At 67.7% G+C, this 24131-nt stretch carries 27 protein-coding genes; 16 read left to right on the forward strand and 11 right to left on the reverse strand.

Going from position 1 to position 24131, the window contains the following annotated elements:
* Window positions 1-193: 193 nt before the first annotated feature.
* The 3 genes from AAHA49_RS15400 to AAHA49_RS15410 are packed head-to-tail and all read right to left on the reverse strand — an operon-like array spanning window position 194 to window position 4912.
* Window positions 194-475, reverse strand: a complete 282-nt coding sequence (locus AAHA49_RS15400) for a hypothetical protein (protein WP_342038901.1) — start codon at window positions 473-475, stop codon at window positions 194-196.
* Window positions 476-521: 46 nt separating this feature from the next.
* Entirely contained in the window at window positions 522-1118 is a 597-nt protein-coding gene (recR, locus tag AAHA49_RS15405; protein ID WP_342038921.1) for a recombination mediator RecR, read from the reverse strand.
* A gap of 5 nt (window positions 1119-1123) precedes the next feature.
* A complete protein-coding gene (locus AAHA49_RS15410; protein ID WP_342038902.1) occupies window positions 1124-4912 on the reverse strand; it encodes a DNA polymerase III subunit gamma and tau in 3789 nt (1262 codons plus the stop codon).
* A gap of 77 nt (window positions 4913-4989) precedes the next feature.
* On the opposite strand from AAHA49_RS15410, the gene AAHA49_RS15415 reads away from it, so the two are divergent.
* The 8 genes from AAHA49_RS15415 to AAHA49_RS15450 all read left to right on the forward strand — a co-directional run bounded on the left by AAHA49_RS15415 (window position 4990) and on the right by AAHA49_RS15450 (window position 11046).
* Entirely contained in the window at window positions 4990-5652 is a 663-nt protein-coding gene (locus tag AAHA49_RS15415) for a DUF1707 SHOCT-like domain-containing protein (protein ID WP_342038903.1), read from the forward strand.
* Complete coding sequence (locus AAHA49_RS15420; RefSeq protein WP_342038904.1) at window positions 5652-5897, forward strand: hypothetical protein; 246 nt, start codon at window positions 5652-5654, stop codon at window positions 5895-5897. The genes AAHA49_RS15415 and AAHA49_RS15420 overlap by 1 nt, the downstream gene beginning before the upstream one ends.
* Before the next feature lie 74 nt (window positions 5898-5971).
* Window positions 5972-7042 carry a GNAT family N-acetyltransferase gene (locus tag AAHA49_RS15425; RefSeq protein ID WP_342038905.1) on the forward strand — a complete coding sequence of 357 codons (1071 nt, stop codon included), beginning with the start codon at window positions 5972-5974 and terminating at the stop codon, window positions 7040-7042.
* A 31-nt stretch (window positions 7043-7073) separates the two neighbouring features.
* A complete protein-coding gene (locus AAHA49_RS15430) occupies window positions 7074-7691 on the forward strand; it encodes a DUF4178 domain-containing protein (RefSeq protein WP_342038906.1) in 618 nt (205 codons plus the stop codon).
* Window positions 7691-8257: a DUF2617 family protein gene (locus AAHA49_RS15435; RefSeq protein WP_342038907.1), complete on the forward strand. Its 567-nt coding sequence runs from the start codon at window positions 7691-7693 to the stop codon at window positions 8255-8257. The genes AAHA49_RS15430 and AAHA49_RS15435 overlap by 1 nt, the downstream gene beginning before the upstream one ends.
* Window positions 8257-8862: a hypothetical protein gene (locus AAHA49_RS15440; RefSeq protein WP_342038908.1), complete on the forward strand. Its 606-nt coding sequence runs from the start codon at window positions 8257-8259 to the stop codon at window positions 8860-8862. Before AAHA49_RS15435 ends, AAHA49_RS15440 begins: the two co-directional genes overlap by 1 nt.
* Before the next feature lie 78 nt (window positions 8863-8940).
* Entirely contained in the window at window positions 8941-9366 is a 426-nt protein-coding gene (locus tag AAHA49_RS15445) for a DUF350 domain-containing protein (protein ID WP_259801404.1), read from the forward strand.
* Between the two features lie 24 nt (window positions 9367-9390).
* Window positions 9391-11046, forward strand: a complete 1656-nt coding sequence (locus tag AAHA49_RS15450; protein WP_342038909.1) for a polyamine aminopropyltransferase — start codon at window positions 9391-9393, stop codon at window positions 11044-11046.
* 10 nt (window positions 11047-11056) lie between these two features.
* Here the strand turns inward: AAHA49_RS15450 and AAHA49_RS15455 are convergent, their stop codons facing one another.
* From AAHA49_RS15455 to AAHA49_RS15465, 3 genes are all read right to left on the reverse strand, one after another.
* Complete coding sequence (locus AAHA49_RS15455; RefSeq protein WP_342038910.1) at window positions 11057-11473, reverse strand: DUF4190 domain-containing protein; 417 nt, start codon at window positions 11471-11473, stop codon at window positions 11057-11059.
* 130 nt (window positions 11474-11603) lie between these two features.
* Window positions 11604-12182, reverse strand: coding sequence for a TIGR03085 family metal-binding protein (locus AAHA49_RS15460; protein WP_342038911.1), 579 nt, complete (start codon window positions 12180-12182; stop codon window positions 11604-11606).
* Window positions 12179-13117, reverse strand: a complete 939-nt coding sequence (locus tag AAHA49_RS15465; RefSeq protein ID WP_342038912.1) for a Sir2 family NAD-dependent protein deacetylase — start codon at window positions 13115-13117, stop codon at window positions 12179-12181. Before AAHA49_RS15465 ends, AAHA49_RS15460 begins: the two co-directional genes overlap by 4 nt.
* 63 nt (window positions 13118-13180) lie before the next feature.
* Between AAHA49_RS15465 and AAHA49_RS15470 the strand changes: the two genes are divergently transcribed.
* The 3 genes from AAHA49_RS15470 (at window position 13181) to AAHA49_RS15480 (ending at window position 14535) form a co-directional block, all read left to right on the forward strand.
* The gene (locus tag AAHA49_RS15470) at window positions 13181-13630 is read left to right on the forward strand and encodes a flavodoxin family protein (RefSeq protein WP_342038913.1); all 450 of its coding nucleotides are present in this window, start codon (window positions 13181-13183) and stop codon (window positions 13628-13630) included.
* 104 nt (window positions 13631-13734) lie between these two features.
* Entirely contained in the window at window positions 13735-14154 is a 420-nt protein-coding gene (locus tag AAHA49_RS15475) for a hypothetical protein (protein ID WP_342038914.1), read from the forward strand.
* 33 nt (window positions 14155-14187) lie between these two features.
* Complete coding sequence (locus tag AAHA49_RS15480; protein WP_342038915.1) at window positions 14188-14535, forward strand: winged helix-turn-helix domain-containing protein; 348 nt, start codon at window positions 14188-14190, stop codon at window positions 14533-14535.
* A 193-nt stretch (window positions 14536-14728) separates the two neighbouring features.
* On the opposite strand, the gene AAHA49_RS15485 is transcribed toward AAHA49_RS15480, so the two are convergent.
* The 4 genes from AAHA49_RS15485 to AAHA49_RS15500 form a co-directional block, all read right to left on the reverse strand.
* Window positions 14729-15049: a hypothetical protein gene (locus AAHA49_RS15485; RefSeq protein WP_342038916.1), complete on the reverse strand. Its 321-nt coding sequence runs from the start codon at window positions 15047-15049 to the stop codon at window positions 14729-14731.
* A 93-nt stretch (window positions 15050-15142) separates the two neighbouring features.
* Complete coding sequence (locus AAHA49_RS15490; RefSeq protein WP_342038917.1) at window positions 15143-15829, reverse strand: DNA alkylation repair protein; 687 nt, start codon at window positions 15827-15829, stop codon at window positions 15143-15145.
* Window positions 15830-15933: 104 nt separating this feature from the next.
* Window positions 15934-17112 carry an RNA polymerase sigma factor gene (locus AAHA49_RS15495; protein ID WP_342038918.1) on the reverse strand — a complete coding sequence of 393 codons (1179 nt, stop codon included), beginning with the start codon at window positions 17110-17112 and terminating at the stop codon, window positions 15934-15936.
* 51 nt (window positions 17113-17163) lie between these two features.
* On the reverse strand, window positions 17164-17580 hold the full coding sequence (locus tag AAHA49_RS15500; RefSeq protein ID WP_259801386.1) for a YciI family protein: 417 nt from the start codon (window positions 17578-17580) through the stop codon (window positions 17164-17166).
* A 236-nt stretch (window positions 17581-17816) separates the two neighbouring features.
* On the opposite strand from AAHA49_RS15500, the gene AAHA49_RS15505 reads away from it, so the two are divergent.
* Window positions 17817-18782 (forward strand): NADP-dependent oxidoreductase, encoded by a 966-nt coding sequence (locus tag AAHA49_RS15505; RefSeq protein WP_259801384.1) that lies wholly within the window; start codon window positions 17817-17819, stop codon window positions 18780-18782.
* Between the two features lie 28 nt (window positions 18783-18810).
* On the opposite strand, the gene AAHA49_RS15510 is transcribed toward AAHA49_RS15505, so the two are convergent.
* A complete protein-coding gene (locus AAHA49_RS15510) occupies window positions 18811-19404 on the reverse strand; it encodes a hypothetical protein (RefSeq protein WP_259801382.1) in 594 nt (197 codons plus the stop codon).
* A 28-nt stretch (window positions 19405-19432) separates the two neighbouring features.
* Between AAHA49_RS15510 and AAHA49_RS15515 the strand changes: the two genes are divergently transcribed.
* The 4 genes from AAHA49_RS15515 to AAHA49_RS17885 all read left to right on the forward strand — a co-directional run bounded on the left by AAHA49_RS15515 (window position 19433) and on the right by AAHA49_RS17885 (window position 23758).
* Window positions 19433-20014 (forward strand): TetR/AcrR family transcriptional regulator, encoded by a 582-nt coding sequence (locus tag AAHA49_RS15515; protein WP_259801380.1) that lies wholly within the window; start codon window positions 19433-19435, stop codon window positions 20012-20014.
* Between the two features lie 150 nt (window positions 20015-20164).
* The gene (locus AAHA49_RS15520) at window positions 20165-20698 is read left to right on the forward strand and encodes a type 1 glutamine amidotransferase domain-containing protein (RefSeq protein WP_342038919.1); all 534 of its coding nucleotides are present in this window, start codon (window positions 20165-20167) and stop codon (window positions 20696-20698) included.
* 109 nt (window positions 20699-20807) lie between these two features.
* Window positions 20808-22382, forward strand: a complete 1575-nt coding sequence (locus AAHA49_RS15525; protein WP_259801377.1) for a SpoIID/LytB domain-containing protein — start codon at window positions 20808-20810, stop codon at window positions 22380-22382.
* 1097 nt (window positions 22383-23479) lie between these two features.
* On the forward strand, window positions 23480-23758 hold the full coding sequence (locus AAHA49_RS17885; protein ID WP_375544643.1) for a DUF2599 domain-containing protein: 279 nt from the start codon (window positions 23480-23482) through the stop codon (window positions 23756-23758).
* The last annotated feature ends 373 nt before the right edge of the window (window positions 23759-24131 follow it).

The raw sequence follows: 24131 nt of genomic DNA on the forward strand, positions 1-24131 counted from the left end.
ACCCGCGCATGCCGATGCTCCCCTCTCACTCGAAGTCCGACCCCACGGCGCTCACGACGGGCAATCGCCCGCCTCTGCACCACTTCCCGCTGGTAGAGGAGTGCGTCGAGATGGCAGACGACTTGCCCCTCGCCGAGATCGGCCGGCATCAAATGAGCCACTCGGACTTATGCTGCGCGTGGCCGAGGTCGGCTCAGCGCCTGCGCCCGAGGCGTCTCATGGTCCACCACCACAGGCCCGCACCGACCGTACTGCTCAGCCCGATGCCGATGCCGATTGCGGCGATGATGAGGTAGCGCTGCTCGGTCGTCTGACCCTCATACGGTTGGGAGTCGGACCAGTCGAGGGCGAGGCGCACGAAGACTGCGGCGACGATCCACCCGCAGACGACGAGCACGATCGCGATGATGGTCTGCCAACGCGAGATGCGCGCCGACTTCCGCCTGTCCGTCCTCGAGGTTCTCGTGCGATCCATCGGCGTCCTCATCTGCTCGGTCGATCTCTGCTCAGCTGATCTGTGCTCAGTCGATCTCGCGTCGACCGGAGAACGCCCGACCGAGAGTGACCTCGTCGGCGTATTCGAGGTCACCGCCCACCGGCAGTCCGGAGGCGAGACGGGTGACGGTCACCCCGAGGGTGCTGAGCAGCCGCACGAGGTACGTCGCGGTGGCCTCCCCCTCGAGGTTGGGGTCGGTGGCGATGACGATCTCGGTGACCTCCCCGTTCTGCAGGCGGGGCATGAGCTCCTTGATCCGCAGATTGTCGGGGCCGATGCCGGCCATCGGGTCGATCGCCCCACCGAGGACGTGGTAGAGACCCCGGTACTCACGGGTGCGTTCGATGGCGACGACGTCCTTGGGCTCTTCGACGACGCAGATCATCGTCCGGTCCCGGCGCGGGTCCTGACAGACGGTGCACTCGGCCTCTTCGGAGACGTTGCCGCAGATCTCACAGAAGCGCACACGCTTCTTGACGTTGCTCAGAGCCTGAGCCAACGCGTTCACATCACCGGAGTCGGCCTGGAGGATGTGGAACGCGAGTCGTTGAGCCGATTTCGGCCCGATGCCCGGGAGCTTGCCGAATTCCTCGACGAGGTCCTGAAGGGCACCTTCATACACTGCGCTCATACGTCTCTTTCATCGATGATCTCTCCGCCGAGGACCTTGGCGATCACGGCGACGCCGACCTGTGGTGCGTCGGTGATGTCGAGGTCCGTCTCCGGATCATACTCGTCCTCGACCTGCCCCGAACCGGGGGCCTCACTCGCCGAGGCGGGCGCCGGTGCCGGGTTCCGCGGCGGCGCGCTCGGGGCCGAGTAGGCTCCCGTGTCCATGCCGTGGCGTTCGGCGATCGCGGCGAACCGCGATTTGAACGGCTTCGCGCCACCACCCGCAGTCTGATTCGAGGGCTGGTTCCCCGTCCGGTTCGACGCGCCATCGCTGCCGGGTGCGACGTCGGCCCGACCTGCTCCGGGTGCGGCACCGCCCTGACCGGTGAAGTCGGCGTCGGGATCGGCATATGCGCCGAGGTAGTCGAGATCGTCGTCCTCAGGCGGTGGGACGACGACGGCGCCGACGTCGACCGCGCCGCTGCCGGCGCTCGTCGAATCCGTCTCCCCGCCCGTCGGGCCGGACTGCTGCGGAGCGTCATGCCAGACGGGCTCTTCCCACCGCGGCTGGACATACTCCATCGGCTCATCGTCAACCTCGTCCGCGTGACGAGTCGAGCCGTCGATCGCAGACCCCGACTCAGCTGACTGCGGCGCCTGTCCCATCGTCGACTGGAGATCTGTCGACTCGGCATCTGTCGACCGTGCATCATGCGCCGGAACCGAGTCGGAGGCGTCCCGCTGCGATGCCGGTGGTTCGGAGGCCGTCGCGGGGCCGCTTCCGGTCGATGGTCCGAAGAAGTCCTCATCGGAGAGGTCGGGCACGACGAGGTCGTCGTCGCTCGACGCAGCGGAATCCGCATTCCGGTGAGTGTCGCCCGAGCCGTCGACGCCTTGACCGGCATCGTCAGAGTCACCGACGAATACTGGTTCACTGCCAGCCGCCGTCGGCATGTCCGCGCGCTCGCGTGCAGACGCGTCCTCAACGTTCGAGGCCGCATCGGGGACGCTCGATGCCACGCCATCGACGCCCGTAGCCTCGCCGTCTACGCCCTGTGCAACGTCCCTGTCGGTTTCGACCTCGGTTTCATCGGGAGTCGATGCGGTCAGGGCAGAATCGTCCGCCGGTTCGGGGCGCGGGGCTGTTTCTCCCTCCTCGTCGTCGGAGGACCAGGGACCCTGGGGTGCGTCGCCGGTCTCCCAGAACTTCTCCCGATCGACCTGCGGCTTGTCGACTTCTCGGGTGCCGACGACCGCGGCGACCTCTTCGGGACTCGGGCGCCGGAAGTCCGACCCCGGTCCCCGGTTCTGCTGCGACACCGGTGATCCCTGACCCCCTGAGGGTGCCGAACTGCCAGAGGCCACAGGTCCGCCCGAGTTGCCGCCGATGCGTCCGACATCGCCGATGTCGATGCGCGCCTCGATGCCGAGGACGTCGTTGATCGCCATGGCGAGCTTCGCCGCATGGTCCCGCTGCTGGAAGCCCTGCACGGACCCGGCATTGTTGAAGCCGAGGTAGACGACCCCGTCGGAGAACGACTGCGGAATCGCATTCGCCGCGATGATCGCCCTGGTCAGACGGCTGCGCTTCTCGACGGCTGCGAGGATGTTCGGCCAGGCTCGGCGGATCGCTTCGATCTCGCCACCGATTCCGCCGGCGCCTGCACCGGCCCCTGCACCGTCCGTGCCGCCGGTGTTCGCGCCCTCGGTTGAGGATGACGCTGCGGCAGACGATGCCGTTGCAGCCGTCGAGGTGGGCTCGTCGGCCGCGGTCGAAGTCTGAGGTCCGGTACTGCGGTCACGGGAATCGGACGACCCGTTCCCGTTGCCGCGCTGCGCAGCCTGCGCCAAGGGCGATTCCTCGGTGCGCGTCTGATTCGGTGCCCCGGTACGAACGTCCGCTGCACCACGTGCGCGGCCGTCAGCGTGGCCACGGCCGTCACCGGCGTGACTGTCGTCGGCTCGGCTGCCGTCGGCACGATCGCCAGCGCGCTGATCCGAGAGCTGACTGGACGACTGTGCTGGCCCCGAGCCCGTCTCCGGTCGCGGGCCTGCCTCGTGCCGGGAATCTCGTTCGGGTCCCGCGTGCCTCTGCTGCTGGGCACCGCCGGACTCGGGAGCAGGCCGGGCTTCTCGCTGCGAGGAATCGTGCCGCGATGGGCCGGATTCGGAATCGGGCCGAGATTCGCGCGGCAGGGAATCGCGCGATGAGGTTTCGCCCGACGAAGGCTCGCCCTGCTGAGCACCACCGGATCGGCCATCAGGCTGCTGTCCTGTGCCAACCTGCGGACCGCCGGACTGAACCGCACCCCGAGTTTCTGCGGCAGGGGTGTCGTTGAGCATCGATTCGGCGGCGGCCGCGATCGCCGTGAGTTCGTCGAAGTCATCGGGAACCGACGACTGCCCACCGGCCGGCGCCTGCGCGCCCATCGACGACGGTCCGCCGGCCTGCGCGGACTGCGGCGACGGCTGCGCCGAGCCCTGCGACCCCGCGCCACCATGCTGAACGGCACTCTGACCAGCGCCGCTACCCTGACTAGCACTCGTCTGCCCAGCGTTCATAGACCCAGCACCCGTAGACCCATCCCCCGTCGCCTCGGGACCGGCCTGCGCCGGCACCGTACCGCCCGACCCGGAGGCGGACATGCCGATGCGCCGCTCCATCCGCTCGACGCGGCTGAGCACGGCGTCGCGACTGCGACCCGAAGCGGGCAGGAGTATCCGGGCGGCGATGAGTTCGAGCTGCAGCCTCGGCGAGGTCGCCCCCGACATCTCCGTCAGCCCCTGATTGAGGATGTCGGCGGCCCGGGAGAGTTCGGCCTGACCGAATCCGCGCGCCTGCAGGGTGAGGCGCTCGAGGCGATCCGGGGGAACCTCCGGCAGGAAGGCGTGCGCCGCCTCGGGGGCGGCATGGATGACGATGAGGTCGCGCATCCGCTCGAGGAGGTCCTCGACGAAACGCCGCGGATCCTGCCCGGATTCGATGACCCGCTCGATCGCACGGTAGACCCCGGCACCGTCGCCGGCGGAGAACGCATCGACGATGTCGCTGAGCAGAGAATCCGGGGTGTAGCCGAGCAGGGCCACGGCCGTGGCGTAATCGACGCCGCCGGGACCCGAACCGGCGATGAGCTGATCGAGCACGGAGAGGGTGTCGCGGACCGATCCCCCGCCGGCGCGCACGACGAGCGGGAGCACGCCCTTGTCGACCTGGACGTCCTCACGCCGGCACAGCTCTTCGAGGTAGTTGCCCAGCGCCTCGGGCGGGACGAGCCGGAACGGATAATGGTGGGTGCGCGAACGGATCGTGCCGATGACCTTCTCGGGTTCGGTCGTCGCGAAGATGAACTTGATGTGCGGCGGGGGCTCTTCGACGATCTTGAGCAGAGCGTTGAAGCCCTGCGAGGTGACCATGTGCGCCTCATCGAGGATGAACACCTTGTAACGGTCGCGGGCCGGCGCGTAGATCGCGCGTTCACGCAGGTCACGGGCGTCGTCGACGCCGTTGTGGCTGGCCGCGTCGATCTCGACGACATCGAGCGAGCCGGGTCCGCCGTTGGCGAGGTCGAGGCAGCTCGGGCACTCCCCGCAGGGGACCGGCGTGGGTCCCTTCTCGCAGTTGAGGCACCGGGCGAGGATGCGCGCCGAGGTGGTCTTGCCGCAGCCGCGGGGCCCGGAGAACAGGTAGGCATGGTTGATGCGACCACGTTCGATCGCGGCCTTGAGCGGCTCGGTCACATGCTCTTGACCGATGACCTCGTCGAAGGTCTCTGGGCGGTATCGTCTGTACAGTGCGGTGGACACGCCCCTAGCCTAATGCCACCCCATGACACGACACAGGTCGTTGTGACCGCACACTCGTTTCGGGCACGATAGGCGGTATGAGCGACGCCGAACCCCGACCCGAGGACTCCGATCCCGCCCGCACGTTCCGCATCGGACACAAGGAGCGCGACGAGGCGATCGAGCTGCTCCGCGAAGCCGTCGGCGATGGCCGCATCACCGTCGACGAACTCGACGAGCGGATGGAGGCCGTGCAGAAGGCGAAGTATCCCGTCGACCTCGACGCCGTTCTCGCCGACCTGACCACGGACCTGCCCTCGGACCGCTACCGCCCGCGCGCCGAGGTGGTCCGCAGCCTGCCTCCCGCCCAGCAGGCCCGCGGCTGGAACCCCATCGACCCGCTCGTCGTCAAGGCCGGCTGGGAGTCCGAGCACCGCCGCGGCCGGTGGAACGTCCCGCCCTACATCCGCTGCGAACCCTCGATGTCGACGATCGAACTCAACTTCCTCGAGGTCGAGACCGATCTGAAGACCATCGACATCGACGTCATCGCCGGCGCCGGCACCGTCGTCGTCGTGGTCCCCGACGACTGGGGCGTCGACGTCGCCGAGCTCTCGAAGTCGTGGGGCAGCGTGCGTTCGGCCGTCAGCGCCGTGCCCGCGGGCGGCGCTCCCACCGTCATCGTCAGCGGCTCGGTGGGCATGGGCTCGTTCCGCGCCCGCTTCGCGAACTACTTCGATCGCCGGCGAATGGCCAAGTGATGCCTCCCGGACTCGGGGCGATCATCTTCCTCACCCTCGCGATCATCGTCGTCTTCACCATCGGGTTCTTCCTCGTCTACACGGTGATGACGAAACCGGGCATGCACATCGGCTCCCGCCTGCCCAAGCACGACCCCGACTCCGACCCCGGCCCCCGCCCCGACCGCGACCCCCGCGACGACCCTGACGAGGGACCCGACCAGGACGACGGGGACGACCACCTCGGCGGGGATCCCAAGCGCTGAACCGAACGCCGGGACCGACGACCCCGACGATCGCACATCTTGAAAACCGGGTCGGTGCGTGATGCACTGCTTCCATGGCCGAGCTCCGGATCACCCGTGTGACGTCCGATGATGTCCGCGGCCTCAAGCAGTGGCATGCGGTGATGCGCGAAGGCTACGGTGCCGACCGCACCGCACCCTGGTGGCTGAGCGAGGAGGCGATGCTCACCCAGTTCGCCCTGCCCCGCCGGGACAAGACGGACATCGCACTCATCGCCCACCTCGGCGAGGAGGCCGTCGCGGCCGCGGAGGTCACCCTCATCACCGACTCCCCCGCCGACGTCGAACTCACCGTCCTCTCACCGCACCGACGCACGCGTCACGGCACGGCCCTCGCCGAGGCGGTCGACCTGATCCTCCGCGACTCCCCCGCCGAGGTCGTCCAGACCGAGACGTACACGCCTGCGGGCATCGCCTTCGCCGAGGCGCGGGGCATGCATGTGGGCAACCGGGAGCAGCGTCTCCTCCTCGACCTGCCCGCCTACCTCGACGCCGATGCGAACCGGTACAAACGCCCGCGCACCCCCACCCCGCCGGTCGGTCCGGCCGATCCGACGACGGTGCGACCGGACCCCGACTGGACGATCACCTCGTGGATCGGGATGTGCCCGGAGGACCTCGTCGAGGCGTGGGCGAGGCTGCGGACGCAGATGGACGAGGACGTCCCCTTGGGCGACCTCACCCGCCCCGACCACCATGCCGACGTCGCGGCGATCCGCACGCACGAGGAGCGGATGGACGAGCAGGGGTGGGTGCTCGTGAGTTCGATGGCGCAGATCGACGCGGCCGAATCCGGCGCCGAGTCCGCGCCGCTTGCCGTCGGCTACACGGAGATCATGGTCTCCCGGCACGATCCGACGATCGCGATCCAGGAGGACACCCTCGTCGATCGCGCCCATCGCGGCCACGGCATCGGCCGTGCGCTCAAGGTCGCGAACATGCGTCAACTCCACGACGTTCCCGAGGCCGACGGGTCCCGCTGGCTGCAGACCTACACCGCCGTCGACAACACAGCGATGCTTGCCCTCAACGAGGATCTCGGCTTCGTCGTCGCCGACACGATGACCGCCCTCGAAGGCCCCGTTCTCGACTACACTGACCAGTGACCGCACCGGCAACGAAGCGAAGCAGGCTACCGTGTCCTCCAACGTCATCATCATGATCGTCGTATTCGTCGTCGTCGCGCTCGTGACGATCCTCATCGTGCGCGGCCGGGCCGCGAAGGCGAAACGGGAGAGGGAGGCCCAGGCGGCCCCTGCGACTCCCCGCGACCCGTTCGCCGCCGATCAGAACACCGGCGGGGACCCTGCCCAGATCAAGGCCGGCGACCTCCTCGAGTTCGGCAATGAGAAGTTCTTCGTCCGCGGCACCCTGCGCATCTCCGAGGGCGGCTACGACTGGGCCGAGCACTTCTTCCAGTCCGACGACTCCGCGACCCGCCTGTGGCTGACCGTCGAACACGACCCGGACCTGCAGGTCTCCCGCTGGCGCGACCGCCCCGACCTCGACATCGAACCGACGAGCAAGTCGATCACGATCGACGGCACCGACTACTCGATCGTCGAGCACGGCACCGCCTCCTACCGCTCCGAGGGCACGACGGGACTGAATGAGAAGGGCGGCCTCGACTACGTCGACTACGAAGCCCCGAACGGGAAGATGCTCGCCTTCGAGCGCTTCGACCACGGCCGCTGGGAAGTGAGCACGGGAGAGTCGATCCCCGTCGGCTCCTTCACGATCTACTCGAGCAGCTGATGAGCCTCGCCCTTCCCCTCGACGTCGCCTTCGCCGACACGAGCTCCGCGGAGCTCCGCTTCTCCCTGTCCCGCCCCCGCATCGCGCCCCTGGCCACGGAGATCGTCGACCTCGCCCTCCCCGGTCTGCGCCTCGAACTCCACGTCATCGGGTCCTCCCACCAGGTCGTCCTCGCCGAGGCGGACCGCGACCTCCTCATCGAGACCTTCGCGTGCCTGCCCGAGACCGGTGACACCGTCCCCACCGAGACTCCCCGGTGGGACGAGACGGTGAGCACGACCGGCGCCTGGGCCGGGCTGAGTCGGCATGAGTTCCGCGCCCACCGGTCGGCCGATCCCGCGACGTTCCGCTCCCGCCTCGCCGAGGCGCTCGACTCGGTCCGCTCCCACGACCGTCATCTCCTCGTCGGGTTCCCCGGTGACCCGGATGCGCTCACCGCACTCGCGCTCATCTCGGCGGGCCCCGGTGAGGTGTGCTGGCAGACGTGGCACGCCTACCCCCAGCACCACGAGATCGTCCACAGCACGAGCCGACTCACAGCCGCCTCGGCGAGGGGTGGGCTGTGATGTCGAACGATCCGAACATCTCGATGGGCGGCGGCAGCTTCGACTTCGACGCCGAACATCGCCGAGGTGGACCGAACGGCCCCGGCAGACCTGGTGGCCCCGGCGGCAACCGCCCCGGAGGACCGGGCCGCCCCGGAGGACCGGGAGGTCCCGGTGGACCCGGCGGCCCGGGAGGTCCCGGCGGGCCGTGGAACAACGGTTCCGGCGGGCGTGGACCGAATGGTCCCGGCGGCCCAGGCGGACCCGGTCGTCCGGGCGGCGGCTCGGGCCGGTCGGGTCGGAAGTTCGGGTGCGGGACGATCGTCGCCCTCGTCGTCGTCCTCCTCCTCATCGGGCTGCTCATCCAGAGCTGCTCGGGAGGTTCGGGCAACGCCGACTGCGGGGACTACAACCTCGAGAACGGACAGTACGTCTCGGCCCCGAACGCCGGCGACTACGAGAAGAACGGCGACAGCTACGACTACGTCGGCTGCGACACCTCCCGTTCCGGCGGTGGCGGATTCTTCTTCTTCCCGTTCTTCTTCGGCGGCGGTAGCGGCGGGACCGGCTCGAACTACGGGGACGGCTCGGGCTTCCGCGGCGGCGGACCGGGGTCGGGCAAATGAGCGATGACAGGACTCGAGCGAACAGCGCGGCCCGAGCGCACATGACCAGGCGGACGACCAGCACCAGGAAAGGCAGTCATGTTGATACAACTCCTCATTGAGATCGGGGTCGTCCTCTCCTACGCGGTGAGCGGCGTCGTCCTCATGTTCGTCGGCTACTTCGTCGTCGACCTCCTCACCCCCGGCAAACTCCACATCGTCCTCTGGGAGCAGAAGTCGCGCAATGCCGCGGTGCTCGTCGCCTCGGACCTCATCGGCGTCGCGATCATCGTCATCGCCGCGATCCGGGCGAGCGCGGACGACCTCGTCGCCGGCATCCTCACCACCCTGATCTTCGGTCTCATCGGCATCGCCCTCATGGCCGTGAGCTTCCTCCTCATCGACGCGCTCACCCCGGGCAAGCGCGGGGACATCGTCCACTCCGACCAGCTCCACCCCGAGGTGTGGGTCAACGCGTCCGCCCACATCGGCATCGCCGGCATCATGGCGGCCGCACTGCTGTGAGCCCCGCACTGTGAGCCTCGCACTGTGACCGCGCCGGTGCCCACCGAACCCGGGCCCGCGCCCACCGAACCCGGCGCTGTGACCGCGAGCGCGCCCCTGTCGCTTCCGCTCAGCCCCGGACCTGCCCGCTTCTTCGTCCTCCTCGCCGTCTTCATCTGCGCGAGCTGCGGCATGGTCTACGAGCTCGCGCTCGTCGCCCTGGGCTCGTACCTGCTCGGCGACACGATCGTCCAGGCCTCGATCGTGCTCGCCGTCATGGTCTTCGCGATGGGCATCGGGTCGCTCGCGACGAAGCGGCTGACGCATTTCGCGGCCGTCGCCTTCGCCCTCATCGAGGCGGCCCTGGGCGTCATCGGCGGACTCTCCGTCATCCTCCTCTATCTCGCCTTCGCCTTCGCCGACGTCTACACCGTCGCGATGGTCGCCCTCGCGTTCGTCATCGGCGCGCTCATCGGCGCGGAGATCCCCCTGCTCATGGAACTCGTCCAGCGCATCCGCGCCCAACGGGCCTCGAGCGCGGTCGCCGACCTCTTCGCCGCCGACTATGTGGGCGGGCTCGTCGGCGGGCTCGCGTTCCCGTTCGTCCTCCTGCCCGTCTTCGGGCTCACCCGCGGGGCGCTCGCGGTGGGGATCACGAACACCGTCGTCGGCATCCTCATCGTCCTCTGGCTCTTCCGCGCCGAGGTGCGCCGTCGCACGCAGGTCATCCTCGCAGGCCTCCTCGTCCTCATCGTCTCAGGGCTCACCGTGGTCTGGGTCTTCACCGACGACATCGAGGTCACCGCCCGGCAGCGCCTCTACCGCGACCCCATCGTCATCTCCGAGCGCACCGACTATCAGGAGATCGTCGTCACCGAGGCACCGCTGACCGGCGACACCCGCCTCTATCTCAACGGGGACCTCCAGTTCGCCTCGGCCGACGAGTACCGGTATCACGAATCACTGGTCACACCACTGATGAACGGCTCGAAGCGCAACGTCCTCGTCCTCGGCGGCGGGGATGGGCTCGCGGTGCGGGAGATCCTCAAGTACCCCGACGTCGAATCGGTCACTCTCGTCGACCTCGACCCCCGGATCCTCGAACTCGCCCGCACCTCGGAGCGCTTCACGGAGTTCAACAAGGACTCGCTCGACGATCCGCGGGTGAGAACGATCGCCGCCGACGCGTTCACCTGGCTGCGGGAGGCCAAGCACCCGGCCTACGATGCGATCATCGCCGACCTGCCCGACCCCGACGACGTCGCGACCTCGAAGCTCTACAGCATCGAGTTCTACGGACTCATCCGGCAGGTCATGGCCCCCGGCGCCCGCCTCGTCGTCCAGGCAGGCTCACCGTACTTCGCCCCGGCCGCGTACTGGGGCATCGGGGAGGCCGTCGCCGAGGCGGGAATGACGACCACGCCCTACCACGTCGATGTGCCGAGCTTCGGCGACTGGGGGTATTTCCTCGCCGCTGCTCCGGGTGACCCAGCCGTGACGACGACGAAGGACGGCGGGCCCGTCGTGACGATGCCCGCCGACGCTCCGTCGGGGCTGAAGTTCGCCACCGCCGAGGTGCTCGCCGCCTCGACGACGTTCCCTCCCGACCGCAACCGCGCCTCCGTCGGCACGGTCGAACCCTCGACGCTCCTGCGCCCGCGCGTCCTCGATCAGGAGCGCGGGGCGTGGGTCGGCTATTGAGCCGGACCGCTCAGAAGTAGCCCATCATCGCGGCGATCGCGCTGATCGAGATGCCGAGGATCGCACCGACGACGGCGATGCCGATGAAGACGATGCCGAGGATGAATCCCCATTTGCCCATCTCGTTGTCACCGAAGCCGCCCTCCTTCGAGGCGCGGCGGGCCATGTAGCCGGTGACGATGCCGACGGCGGGGCCGAGGAAGTTGAAGCCGAGGAACGTCGAGAGCGTGGCGACGAGCGAGATGATGCCGAGCACCTTCCCGGGATCCTCGTTCGTGCGGGACTGCATCTGGGTCTGCGGTGCGTAGAGCGGCTGCGGGCCGGTGTAATGGTCCCTGTGCTGGTCGAACTGCGGTCGGTCGAACTGCGGCCGGCCTGCGCGCTGGCCTGTGTGCTGGTTGTCCTGCGGTGCGAGTGGAGTGCTCATCGTCGTGCCCTTCTCTGTGATCCGGCTGATGCCCTCAGCCTAGGAATCGGCACGAGCGAGCGGAATGGACGTAACCATCGACCTCGGCGGGGGTTTACCCCACCCCGACCGTGCTCAGCGCACGTTGCGCTCAGCGCACGTCGACGAGGGCGTGGTCTCTCCGGCCGAGGAGCCAGAGCAGGATCTCCACGGGCTCACCGGTCACCGTCGTCGTCTCCCCGCGTCCGGCGGCGTGCCGGCCGAAGCCCGGGCTGACGATCTCGGTGCGGCCCTTCGCCTTCGCCGCTGCCGGCACGAGCGCCATTCGGCACTGCGCCCACACGGTCTCGTTGTCCTTCCGGCTCAAACGACGGGGGAACCATTCGAGCTGGGCACGGCGGATGTCCTCGTGGTGGACGAGGTACTCGGTCGTGTTCATCACCGCGCCCACCCCGGGCCACGCTCCGGGCGTCCACTTCGGTGGGGCGCCGACGAGCCCGAGCAGCTCCGAATACGGCAGCGACGCGTAGTCGCGTTCCTTGTCCGCCAGGCGTGCGGCGAACGCGGGCAGCGCGATGCCGAGGGCGGCGACGGGTTCGCGTTCGCGGATGACGAGGTGGGTCGCGAGGTCCCGGGTCGTCCATCCTTCGCAGAGTGTCGGGGCGTCCTCACCGGCGGCGCGGGCAGCGGCGACGAGGCGCAGTCGTTCGGTGCGAGCAAGACTGGTCATGGGAGCAGTCTCTCAGTGTCGCCTTGGATTCCTCTGGACGCCCACTGGGCGAGGAAGTCCCCGACCCGGGAGGTCGAACGATAGGTTGCGAGATCATCCCCCCTGGTGGGGCCGTCGGTGACGATGACGACGGGCTTGCCGGCCTTGGCGCTGGCGCGGACGAAGCGCAGGCCCGAGAGCACCGCGAGGGAGGAGCCGAGGACGACGAGCCCGGAGGCCGCCTCGCAGATCCGGTTCGCCGCGTCCACCCGGGCCGGCGGGACGGCGTCACCGAAGTAGACGACGTCGGGTTTGAGCAGTCCCCCGCAGATCGGACAGTCGAGGACACGGAAGTGCGCGGTCTCCTCGAGGTCGACGTCGCCGTCGGGGGCGGTCTCGACGTCGATGGGGTCGAGACCGGTCAGGGCCGCGAAGTCCGGGTTGAGTGCGGTCAGCTGCTCCTGCACCCAGTCGCGGTCGAAGGTGTGGCCGTTCCTCAGGCACACGACCCGGTCGAGGCTGCCGTGGAGGTCGACGACGGGGCTGGGACTGCCGACCTCCTCGGCAGCGGCCTGATGGAGGCCATCGACGTTCTGGGTGATGATGCCCGCGACCGGCAGGGAGGCCAGGGCGAGGTGTCCGGCATTCGGCTTCGCCCACCGCATCCGGGGCCAGCCCACCCAGGACCGGGCCCAGTAGCGGGCGCGCTGTTCGGGCGTGGAGAGGAAGGTCTGGATCGTCATCGGCTGCCGCGGGGCGGCGTCGGGCCCGCGGTAGTCGGGGATCCCGGAGTCCGTGCTCATGCCTGCCCCGGTGAGCACCGCCCAGTCGGAGGCGTCGTGGTCCCCGGTGAGGACGTCGATGATCTCGGCGTCGGGGTGGCTGGCCACGGGCCGGGTCCGGCCGCGCAGCGGATCGACGATGACTGCCATGGTCTCCTCTGGTTCCTCGCTCATGGGCTCCCCCGGTCGGCCGTGTGCGCGCCACCCCTTCCCAGGGCCCGGGTCTAGGGTGGTCCCATGGTCAGCGTACTGCTCGTTCATCACTCTCCGTCGCCTGCCACGAAGAGAATCGCCGAGGCGGCCGAGGCGGGTCTGCGCCTGCCCGAGCTCGGCGAGGTCGACGTCGTCATCCGGCCCGCCCTTGAGGCCACGGTCGACGATGTGCTCGCCGCCGATGCCTACGTGCTCGGGACGACGGTGAACTTCGGCTACATCTCCGGGGCGCTCAAGCACTTCTTCGACACCACGTACTACGCGGTGCGCGAGCCGACCGCGGGACGTCCGTTCTCCTATTGGATCCACGGCGGCTATGACACGACGGGGGCTGAGACGGCGATGGGTCAGATCACGACGGGGCTGGGCTGGTCGCTCGTCTTCGACCCGCTCATCCGCACGGGAGAGGTCACCGAGGCCGACCTCGAGACGGCCACGGAGCTCGCGGCGACGGTGGCCGCCTCGGCGCTGTGATAAAGTTTTGCGAAAGTACTTTCCAATATGGAAAGTAGTTGGTAGGCTGAAATCACTTCCACCCCGGAAGCGAGCTTTCCCAGGATCCCTCCGAAGGAGCAGCCATGACCACGCCCACCCCGCAGCAAGCCACCGACCTCCTCGCGCAGATCGATTCGACCCAGAAGCAGGCCCGCAGCACCGACGCATGGCCGCTCGTCATCCTCCTCATCGTCACCAGCACCGCTGCCTCGATCGGCCTCTTCGCGATGGCCGTCATCGACGATCCGACGACGCAGCTCGTCATCCTCGGCGCCGCTGCGGCATGGATGATCCCCGCGTTCGTCGTCTACCTCACCTCGGCGCTGAGCTGGAGCCGCCGTTCGACGTTCCTCCTCGTCACATGGCTGCCGGTCACTGCCCTCGCGTTCATCGCCGGCGTCGTCGCCGATTCGATGTCCCCGGGTTCGTGGGTCACCTTCGCCGCGGCCGGAGTCATCTGGGCGGCCTCGCTGGTCTTCGCTCTCCTCGGCCTGCGCCGCTGAGGCCAGTGTGCACGAGTGAGACAGGAGTCAACGATGAATGCCACCCCCGCCCCATCGACGGACGATGCGGATGAGACGATCCCCCACCTCGGCGAATCCCTGGCCCGGATCGATCCGGACCTCGGCAATCCCACCCGGCTCGGACTCGTCGCGAGCCTGAAGAACCGGGACCGCGCGGAGTTCAAGCTGCTGCGCGATTCCCTCGGCGTCTCCGACTCGGTGCTCTCACGGCATGTGACCGCGCTCGAGAAGGCCGGGCTGGTCTCAGTCGCGAAGGGCTACGTCGGCAAACGACCCCGCACGTGGGTCTCGATCACGAAGGACGGGGTCCGCCGCCTCGACGGCCATGTCCAGGCCCTGCGGGAGATCGCCGGCGGGTGAGGACCTCGGCGGTTTTATGATCGGGGCCGTACAGCGTGCAGGCTGAATAGAGGAAGTACTCCTGACCAGGAGTAATCAGTGATTGCGACAACAACCAGTACCCGTCGAAGACGAGCGGCCCGCACTTTTCAGTGCGGGCCGCCTCTCATTCCAGACCGAATGAAACCCAGGAGTGCGGCAGGGATGGGTGACCCTACTCAGGCACGGCGACGAAGCCAAACGCACTATCGCCTTCGTTCGGGTCGCTCCCGCACAAGCGAATCAGATCCGATTTTCTAGGCGTACTGAATGATGCGAACGGCTCGTCTTCGAGTTCGACGAACAGTTCTACGCGCCGCCCATTCTCGTTTCTGCTTATCCAGTCCAGAACTTCCTCGAGGTCTTTGGCACCTGAAAGCACGAACGCTTGAAGGTTCCACGATTCCTTCCCGTATAACTCCCAAAAGTTGACACGATAGGTTGGCGAGTCCTCAACATACGACCCCTCAGAATGAACAGTTTCATCCGCTCTCATTTCACTCCTCTTCATTTTGCGGGCGCGAAGTCAACCAAACCGTCAGCAGTCCCGTCCTCCTGAAGGACCACCCTGATCATGAAACCCCCGAGGCTAGGTACGTACGGTTTCGCCCTCGTCGCGGCGGCGGACGATCTCGGTGATCCAGATCGGGGCGAACGGCGAGGTGCAGTTCGGCGGGGTCGGATAGTCCTTGAGGACTTCGAGGCGTTCGCCGATGTCGAGTGCGCGGTCGCGCAGGTCGGCGTTCTCGATGCCGATCGAGGCCAGCGTCTCGTTCATCGCCCACTGGAGTCGCTCGGGTGCGTCCTTCATCTCCGCCTCGATGACGTCGAGGAGGCCCGGCAGGTCGAGCCCCTCGGGCGATCTGCTCACCCGCTCCGAGGTCAGCGCCCACCCGGCCGAGGCGACGACGGGATCGGGATCGGCCATCCACCGCTGTCGCAGCGCCTCGGCGTGCGGTGACTTCTTGACGATGTAGTTGACCAGCCAGCCGTGGACCTTGGGCACGCGGGATTGCCGGAGCATCGCATCGAGCTGGTCCTCGTCGTAGGACTTCGGGCGCATGATGAGGATCGCGACGAGCCGGGCCGCCGTGTCATCGGTCGCCCACAGGTCGAGCGCGAGCTCGTCGTTCTTCTTCAGCTCCTTCGCAATCCCCCGCAGCTTCGTGAGATTGACCCCGTGGTCGTCCCCGTGCTTCTCATTGACCGCCCGCGCCTTGGGATCCTCGAGTTCCGCGAGCGCCGCCGTCACGCTCTCCACCGTTGCCTCGACCATCCGTGCCCCCTCGATCTCGGTCTCCGCTGCCCGGACCCCTACCCGTGCTCCTGCCTGGCTCGATGATAGCGTTCGGATGCGTCGTGACCGGGCCGTCGGCAGCCTCAGCCCTCTCCTGACCCAGCGCCGGCGTTCAGCCGCGCCGCTTGCCGGAGGAGATGGTCGCGTTCGCCGAGTGTCTGCGCCTTCTCCGCCGCCTGTGCAAAGAGCCTCGCGGCCGCCTCGCCGTCTCCGGCGAGTTCGCGCAGATGCGCGTGGGCCGCGTCGAAGCGCGGCAGCGTCTCATCGCAGTCCGCGAGCGCCGACAGCCCCGCCTGCGCCCCATCAGCCTCCCCCACGGCGACCGCCCGGGCCAGCTGCGCGACCGGGTTCTCGCGCACGGCGAGCAGCTCGTCGTACCAGCCCACGATCTGCGGCCAGTCGGTGTCCTCGAACCGCAGGGCATCGGCATGGATCGCTGCGATCGCCGCCTGCGCCTGGAACTCGCCGAGGCGGTCCCGAGCCAACGCCGCCTGAAGCAGGCCGATGCCCTCGGCGATGGAGTCCGTGTCCCACAGCCGGCGATCCTGTTCGGCAAGCGGCACGAGACGCCCGCCGGGACCGAAGCGCGCCGGACGTCGCGCATGGTGGATGAGCATGAGCGCGAGCAGGCCGGCCGCCTCGGCGTCGTCGGTGAGGTCGGTGAGCCGCCGGGTCAGTCGGATGACTTCGACGGCGAGGTCGACCTCACCGGTGTAGCCCTCGTTGAAGACAAGGTAGAGGACCGTGAGCACCGCCCCGAGGTCGCCGGGCCGGTTGAGGCGGGTGCCCGCGATCGTGCGCTTCGCCCGCGAGATCCGCTGCGCCATCGTCGCCTCGGGGACGAGGAACGCCGCCGCGATCTGCGTCGTCGTCAGGCCCCCGACGGCCCGCAGGGTCAGGGCCACCGCCGATGCGGGGCTGAGGTCGGGATGGGCGCAGAGGACATAGAGGTCGAGGGTGTCCTCCTTCGCCGAGGCGGTCGCCCCGTCCGCGGGGCCGAGTCCTTCCCGTGCCGCTCTGATCTCACGGTCGGTGCGGGCGCTTCGGGAGCGGACGAGGTCGAGGTGCCTGCGCCAGGCCACCGTGATCAGCCAGGCCCGCGGATCCTCCGGCGATGAGGCCGACCACGCACTCAAGGCTGCGATGAGCGCCTCCTGCACGGCATCCTCGGCGTCAGAGAAGTCCGCTCCCCGAGCGCAGAGGATGCCGATGACGGCGGGCACGAGATCGCGCAGGGCCTCCTCGTCGACGTCGGCCTTCATCGCCGATCAGCTCTCTCACCGAAGCCCGGGAATCGCCGCAGCCCGATCCCCTCAGCCCTCCCAGCCGTCGGAGCCCGGGGTGTTGTCGAGGAAGGGTCGGAGTTCGAGCCATTCGTTGATCGGCTTGCCCTGGTAGCCGGGGGCCGCGGAGAGCTCCGCGGCGAGCTCGAGCGCCCGGTCGTAGGACTCGACGTCGATGGCCATCCAGCCGGCGATGAGGTCCTTCGTCTCGGGGAACGGTCCGTCGGTGACCGGGGGCCTGCCCGCACCGTCGGCGCGGACGAAGACGCCGTCGGGTGAGAGCGCCTGCGCATCGACGAACTCGCCGGTCTCCCGCAGCCGGTCGGCGAAGTCGTTCATGTACTGCATGTGGGCGTCGATCTCCGCAGGAGTCCACTTGTCCATCGGCACGAAGTCGATGTAGTCCGGGTGCCCGCGGTAGTGCTTGAGCATGAGGTACTTGGCCATGACATTCTCCTTGTTCGGTGCCGCCGCTCACCGGGTGGTGGCCGCTGACACCCCTGAGACGGAGCTGTGATCGGATTCTCGACATCCTCGGCGAGATCCTCTTCAGAATAATCCCTGCCCGCACTCCCCGCACTGGTGAGAGCATCCGCACCCATGGAACAATGCGGACGCCGTCGTCGTTGTTCCGGTGGCGGCCGGCCCCACGACCGCCTCACATCGACAGCGAGGAGCGCACCATGACCACACGCGTCCAATTCGATCGCAACGGAGACATCGACGAACTCCATACCGCCGAGGTCGAGGTTCCCGAGACCGGGCCCGGGCAGGTGAGGGTGCAGGTGCTCTACGCCGGCCTCAATCCCGTCGACCTGACGATCCTCTCCGGCGGCTTCGGGCCCGCGAAGGGCACCCGGGGCGTGGGCATGGACTTCTCCGGGATCGTCGCCGAGGTGGGTGAGGGCGTCGAGGACTTCTCCCCCGGCCAGCTCGTCTTCGGCGGCTACCCCAACCATTCGCAGGCCGAGACCCTGCTCATCAAGGACCCCGAAAAGCGCCTCGATGCGATCCCCAAGGGACTGGGCACCGACGTCGCCGGCGGCCTCTACATCGCCGGCCGCACCGCGATCTCCGGCATCCGCGCCATCGCCCCGGCCGCAGGGGAGACCGTGTTCGTCTCCGGTGCCTCCGGCGGGGTCGGCATCATCGCCGCCCAGCTCGCCCTCGGCCTCGGCCTCGGCGCCAGGGTCATCGGCACCGCGAGCGCGGACAACCTCCAACTGCTCCGGGCGCTCGGCATCGACGCGATCGAATACGGCGACGGTCTCGAGGACCGGCTGCGGGCCGCCGCCCCGAACGGCATCCAGGCCGCGTACTCGACGCGCGGCGAGGACGAGATCGCACTGCTGCTCGGACTCGGCGTGCCCGCGGATCGGATCAACTCGATCGCCGCAGGCCCCGAGGTCGCCGAGAAGCTCGGCGTCCACACCTCCGGCGAGGCCGTCGCCCAGCGCGGTGACCTCGCGTGGCTGGCCAAGGCGATCGCCTACGGTCACGTCTTCGTGCCCATCGGCGGCGTCTTCCCGCTCACCGAGGTCCAGGACGCCTACCGCTTCCTCCGCGCCGGCCACCCGATCGGCAAGGTGCTGCTGAAGATGGCGCCGAAGCCCTTCACCGAGGAGCAGCGGACCTTCCTCACCAGCTGAGGACGTCCTGTTCGGGCTGCGCCTGGACTCACGCGACCGGGACCCGCACCGCAGCATCACCGCTGCGGCGGGTCCCGAGTCGTCTGCGCCCATAGCCGACGAGGGCGGCAGCGATCGCCAGCGGCCATGCGAAGAACGGAATGTAGCAGGTGAGCAGCAGCGCCCGCTGGCCGGGACTCATGCCGATGTCGGGAGTCCATCCCGCCTCGGCGCCAGTCCACACGAGGACGAACTTCACCAGCACGGTGCCGATGAGGATGAGCAGCACAGCGCACCCGATGCCGCCGACGATGAGGACGAGTCCGGCCGGGATCGTCCTCCCGCCGAGGCGGGGCACCCAGCCCGGCACGACCTCGCCCCACGGCCGGATGAGTCCGAAACCGAGGACGGCGACTACGAGGGTGAGCACCTCGAGGCCGAGAACGTAGCCGATCGCCGCGGTCGAGGACCGGAACTCACTGCTCATCCCGAACCCGACGTCGAGTCCGGCGAGCATCGCGATGCGCCAGCCCACGCTCGGCAACGGCAGGAGCAGACTCCCCCACCCGGCGACGTGCACCCACCCCGGCAGCTGGTTCGGGGAGGCAGTCGATGGTTTTAAATCTCGCGTTCTAAAACTCATACTCTAAAACTAGCTATGATGGTGAGCCATGGCAAGACCTGCGCGCTTCTCCGATGACGACATCCTCGACGGGGCCGCTCGGGCACTCGCCGAGCACGGCCCGCGGGCGACGATCGCCGATGTCGCGGCCGCGATCGGCGGGCCGACCGGCTCGATCTATCACCGCTTCGCCTCCCGCGACGAGGTGTTCGCCCGGCTCTGGCTGCGCTCGATCGGTCGCTTCCACGCAGGACTCCTCACCGCGTACGCCCTGCCGGACCCACGGGAGGCAGTGACCGCCTCGGCGCGGCACGTCTCCGCGTTCTGCCGAGACGATCCCCTCGCGGCCCGCTCGATGCTCCTCCACCGGCAGTCGACGCTGGCCACCGCGGGCCCCGAAGGCGTGCGCGACGAGGCGGCGCACATCAACGACGACATCGATGCGGCGATGGACGACCTGCTCATCCGGCGCTTTCCCAACCCAACGCCGCACCACCGGGAGCTGCTGTCGATGGGCACCCGACTGGCGCCCTACGGCATCGTTCGCCCCTTCATCGGCGGTGAGGTGCCCGCCTGGGTCGACGACGCGGCAGCCGCCTCGGCGCAGGCGATCGTCGGCCTCGGCGACTGAGCCCGCACCACACACAGATGGCCCTCCGGCCTCCCCTGGGTCTCGACATCGCGTGCATTCGGTGGCAGTCTGATATGGCAATGTACGTTGCCGTCATTGCGCAACCGAGAACCCACAGATCCGAACTCGCAGATCCGAAGGAGGCCGACCATGGCCGTTTCAGACAAGACGATCGCCTTCCTCCTCACCCGCGGCGTCGAACAGGTCGAGCTGACCAGCCCCCGAGCGGCCCTCGACGAGGCCGGCGCCACGACGGTGCTCATCTCCCCCTCCGAGGGCACCCTCCAGGCGATGGAGGGCGACTGGGACCACGCGGACACCTTCGACGTCGATGTGCCGCTCGCGGAGGCGAACGCCGCCGACTACGACGCCCTCGTCCTGCCCGGCGGCACGATCAACGCCGACACCCTGCGCACCGACGGGGACGCGGTGGCGTTCGTCCAGGCGTTCTTCGACGCCGACAAGCCGGTGGCGGCGATCTGCCATGCCCCGTGGATCCTCGCCGAGGCGGGCGTGGCGAAGGGCTGTTCGCTCACCTCGTTCGAGTCGACGAAGGTCGATCTCGAGAACGCGGGGGCGGAGTGGACCGACGCCGAGGTGGTCGTCGACGGCAACCTCATCACCTCCCGCAACCCCGGCGATCTCGAGGCGTTCAACCAGGCGATCGCCGAGAAGCTCGGCTGAGACTGAGCACCTTCGACGAACTCCCCGGACCGGTGCGGTCCGGGGAGTTCGCCGCATCGTCACCTGATGTCTGTCCGCCGGTGTTGACACGTGCGCATAAGATCATGCCATGCGTGCTTCTTCCCCCGGGCGTACCGCGTCCGGCCTCGTATCCTGCCTGCTCATCGCCGTTCTCGTCGTCTTCACCGGGTCACTGACCCCCGCGGCGGCCGCCTACCCGACGAAAGGGGCGATCGGGTCGATGCACCGCTCGCTCGGCGGAGACAAGGGGCGGCTCGGTCCCGCGGTCGGTCCCGAACGGTGCACGCTCAAGGACAAGGGCTGCTATCAGACGTTCCGCTCCGGCACGATCCACTGGACGAAGGCGACCGGGGCGCGGGCGACGTGGGGCGCCATCCGCTCCGCGTGGCAGAAGTCCGGGTGGGAGAACGGGAAGCTCGGCTACCCGACGAGCAACGAGTACCGGTCCGGGTCCGAGACTCGTCAGGACTTCCAGAACGGGCGCATCACGTGGACCGCGAAGTCGGGCGCGAAGATCCAAGTGACGTCGGCGCCGTCGACGTTCACGCTCAAGGGCTCGGGGTTCGGGCACGGGGTCGGCATGAGCCAGTACGGCGCCCAGGGCATGGCGGCCCAGGGAAAGAGCGCCACCCAGATCCTCGAGCACTACTACAATCCCGCGAAGGTGACGCAGACCGCGTCGAACGCGAACGCGGACATCACCGTCCAGCTGCTCGCCGGGCAGAAGTCGGTGACGCTCACCCCGTCCGCGGGCAGGCTGCGCGTCAAGGTCTCCGGCAGGACGATCGAGTCGGGGTCGACGATCACCGTCGAGCGCACCTCGGCGGGCAAGGTGAGAGCGAAGGTCGGGTCGAAGTCGTACGAGTCGACGTGGCTGACCGTCGAATGGCAGGGCACTCGGTACTGGTCGGGGTCCCAGAAGACGACGGTCGCGGTCTCCAAGGCGCAGAGCGGGTCGACGGGGACCTACCGGCACGGGAAGATCGAGATCCGGCAGCTGAAGAACGCGCTCAACGTGCTCGGCATCATGAAGACGAACACCGAGTATCTGCCCGGCATCGCCGAGGTGCCCACCTCGTGGAAGCCGGCGGCCCTCCAGGCGCAGGCGATCGCCGCCCGGACGTATGCCTACCGCAACCTCGGGCCGCTCAAAGCCGCGTGCGCGTGCAACGTCTACGACGAGGTCACCTCCCAGCACTTCAAGGGCTGGGCGCATGAGAACGCGAAGGACAGCGACCCGTGGCGCCGGGCCGTGCAGGACACGCAGTCCGGGTCGGGGGCGAGTGTGAAGAACGCGAAGGTCGTCATGTACAAGGGCGGGCTCATCGACGCCGTGTACTCCTCGTCCTCGGGTGGGAAGACGAACTCCGCCGCCGAGGTGTGGGGCAGCGACATCCCCTACCTGCGGTCCCGTGACGACGCGGCCTCGAAGACCGCGGCCGCCCGCAACCCGAACGCCTCGTGGACGGTGAAGCCCTCGCAGGCGGCGATGGCCAAGGCGTTCGGTCTGCCCGTCGTCGCCCGTGTCGACCTCACCCGCTCGTCATCGGGACTCGTGACGTCCGCGACAGCCACCTCGACGAAGGGGAAGACGGCCACGCGCACGGGCGCGCAGCTGCGCAGCTCCCTGAAGCTCAAGTCCGCGTCGTTCACGCTGGGGTGATTGCGGGGCAGTCGGGTGCGAAGCAACGGGGACCTGCCCGCTGCGCGGGGACCCCTGTTAGCGATGGAGGCAGTAGCGCCACACGATCTGCGCTAGCGTCGTCCTGGGCACCGCCTGGAGCACCCTTCTGCGACGGCCGCGACCGGTCGCGATAGACCCTTGCGAATGGCATCCGGTAGTGGTCGCGGGGATCGAGACACTGACGATGAGCAAGTCAGCAGGTCGTTCCGGCGATCGACGAGCGTTACATGAGCACTGTCCAGGCCGAGCGGCAGGTCGTAGCGGGAACACCGGAAGGCATCGGAGCCAGCTAAAGCACATCCTGAAGTAGGGTGAAGTACGTCGAGGTGCTTGAGGAGGTCAGGTGGTTAGCGCTTAGGAGCATTGGGGACCTCGACCTCTCCCTCGCTAACCTCACCCGGCGCACCTATCTCCTACCCGATATGGGCCCTTCGGACATCTGGTGAGGGTCGTCGAGTGAATTTGCCTGCCGCGAGGAGCATCCCGTGACCCCCACCAGATGTCCGAAGAGCCCCATCGCCAGGATGTTGCTCGGGGTTGGCAAGTTCGGACCCAAGCTCCCACGCCCTGGATTGGGATGATCTGGCATCGAACATGTACACTTTTGGAGCAAACTCACTACACTAGGAATAGAAATATTGAACGATAAAAATTAAGTATACAACGGCACTCGCTACGAGCACGATTGCTACAGTCGCGCTTTTTGCTTCACCGGCTGCCGCCGCTGCTGATTCGCAAATCGACGATGTGGGCATCAATGGCACGTCGGAAACCCTTGTCCTCACGGTCAAGAGGTCGAAGCTTCGCCGAATGGAGACGAATTAGTTGTCACTCTCACAGGCGACGAGCTTGACATCAGCCAAAACGCGAGCTGGCGCACTGGCATAGATGGCGGTGCCTACGCCGTCGATTCGAACGGAGACTTCCAGCTGGCTATAGCTGCTCCTCAACTGGAGCTCGCGGATGGCCGCGAGATCGAAGGGGCCTGGGAAGTTTCCGGGCAAAGCCTCGAAATCTCGGGACTCGGCAGCGGCGACCAGCTTTCTGAGGTAAAGGCTCCCGCCTCAATAGCTCTGATCAAGAGCGTTAAGCGTTCAACTGAAAAGAAGAAGCCAAGGTACATTATTACCCCAACAGTCGCTGGCCGTGCGGCCCCCAGTGCAGTTCACGCCTCGACTGGCTGGAACGAAGCTGTGAGAAAAGGTGTGAAAAAACCAACGGCGGGGCTCAAGCAGCAATACGTTTGCCATCCTATGTCTAAGATCGCACGAGTGAAAAGCACGTGGAACATCGAAGCCTGGCGACCAACCGTAGGTCTCGCAAGGACGGTTGCAGCTCTCTGCAACCCTAAGTGAAAGAAGGTACATTTTGACTAGAATGCGAATGAGCTTCTATATAGTTCTGGTAACATTCATCGCCCTATTTGGAATTACCATCGCAACTGGCACGATCGCAGGTATGGAACGCGACGCCAACGTGTACGGAGGGCCTGCCGAGAGGATTTTCCCCATCGCGGGAATTGCCACACTTGTTGCAGCCGGTATCGGCTCAGTGCTGGGAGTCAAGAGTCGCTCATCCAGACGTTGAGAATCTAAGATAGAGAGCCATCCAATTGCCGCAGGGATAATCCCCTGCGGCAATTGTCGGCTCTTCACGAACGAGGGTGTAGTCGGTTGAGCGCGTCGGTGGCCGGGTAGGGGTCGAGGTCTCCCGGATGATGGAAGTTCT

Source organism: Brevibacterium ammoniilyticum (genome assembly GCF_038429965.1).
Taxonomy (GTDB): domain Bacteria; phylum Actinomycetota; class Actinomycetes; order Actinomycetales; family Brevibacteriaceae; genus Brevibacterium; species Brevibacterium ammoniilyticum.

Coding starts and splice junctions, on each gene's coding strand:
- AAHA49_RS15470 (WP_342038913.1), top strand. CDS start 13,181: ATGGTCAGCGTACTGCTCGTTCATCACTCTCCGTCGCCTGCCACGAAG.
- AAHA49_RS15480 (WP_342038915.1), top strand. CDS start 14,188: ATGAATGCCACCCCCGCCCCATCGACGGACGATGCGGATGAGACGATC.
- AAHA49_RS15520 (WP_342038919.1), top strand. CDS start 20,165: ATGGCCGTTTCAGACAAGACGATCGCCTTCCTCCTCACCCGCGGCGTC.
- AAHA49_RS15425 (WP_342038905.1), top strand. CDS start 5,972: ATGGCCGAGCTCCGGATCACCCGTGTGACGTCCGATGATGTCCGCGGC.
- AAHA49_RS15440 (WP_342038908.1), top strand. CDS start 8,257: ATGTCGAACGATCCGAACATCTCGATGGGCGGCGGCAGCTTCGACTTC.
- AAHA49_RS15500 (WP_259801386.1), bottom strand. CDS start 17,580: ATGGCCAAGTACCTCATGCTCAAGCACTACCGCGGGCACCCGGACTAC.
- AAHA49_RS15420 (WP_342038904.1), top strand. CDS start 5,652: ATGCCTCCCGGACTCGGGGCGATCATCTTCCTCACCCTCGCGATCATC.
- AAHA49_RS15455 (WP_342038910.1), bottom strand. CDS start 11,473: ATGAGCACTCCACTCGCACCGCAGGACAACCAGCACACAGGCCAGCGC.
- AAHA49_RS15510 (WP_259801382.1), bottom strand. CDS start 19,404: ATGAGTTTTAGAACGCGAGATTTAAAACCATCGACTGCCTCCCCGAAC.
- AAHA49_RS15445 (WP_259801404.1), top strand. CDS start 8,941: ATGTTGATACAACTCCTCATTGAGATCGGGGTCGTCCTCTCCTACGCG.
- AAHA49_RS15465 (WP_342038912.1), bottom strand. CDS start 13,117: ATGAGCGAGGAACCAGAGGAGACCATGGCAGTCATCGTCGATCCGCTG.
- AAHA49_RS15495 (WP_342038918.1), bottom strand. CDS start 17,112: ATGAAGGCCGACGTCGACGAGGAGGCCCTGCGCGATCTCGTGCCCGCC.
- AAHA49_RS15515 (WP_259801380.1), top strand. CDS start 19,433: ATGGCAAGACCTGCGCGCTTCTCCGATGACGACATCCTCGACGGGGCC.
- AAHA49_RS15415 (WP_342038903.1), top strand. CDS start 4,990: ATGAGCGACGCCGAACCCCGACCCGAGGACTCCGATCCCGCCCGCACG.
- AAHA49_RS15460 (WP_342038911.1), bottom strand. CDS start 12,182: ATGACCAGTCTTGCTCGCACCGAACGACTGCGCCTCGTCGCCGCTGCC.
- AAHA49_RS15485 (WP_342038916.1), bottom strand. CDS start 15,049: ATGAGAGCGGATGAAACTGTTCATTCTGAGGGGTCGTATGTTGAGGAC.
- AAHA49_RS15400 (WP_342038901.1), bottom strand. CDS start 475: ATGGATCGCACGAGAACCTCGAGGACGGACAGGCGGAAGTCGGCGCGC.
- AAHA49_RS15475 (WP_342038914.1), top strand. CDS start 13,735: ATGACCACGCCCACCCCGCAGCAAGCCACCGACCTCCTCGCGCAGATC.
- AAHA49_RS15490 (WP_342038917.1), bottom strand. CDS start 15,829: ATGGTCGAGGCAACGGTGGAGAGCGTGACGGCGGCGCTCGCGGAACTC.
- AAHA49_RS15505 (WP_259801384.1), top strand. CDS start 17,817: ATGACCACACGCGTCCAATTCGATCGCAACGGAGACATCGACGAACTC.
- AAHA49_RS15435 (WP_342038907.1), top strand. CDS start 7,691: ATGAGCCTCGCCCTTCCCCTCGACGTCGCCTTCGCCGACACGAGCTCC.
- AAHA49_RS15525 (WP_259801377.1), top strand. CDS start 20,808: ATGCGTGCTTCTTCCCCCGGGCGTACCGCGTCCGGCCTCGTATCCTGC.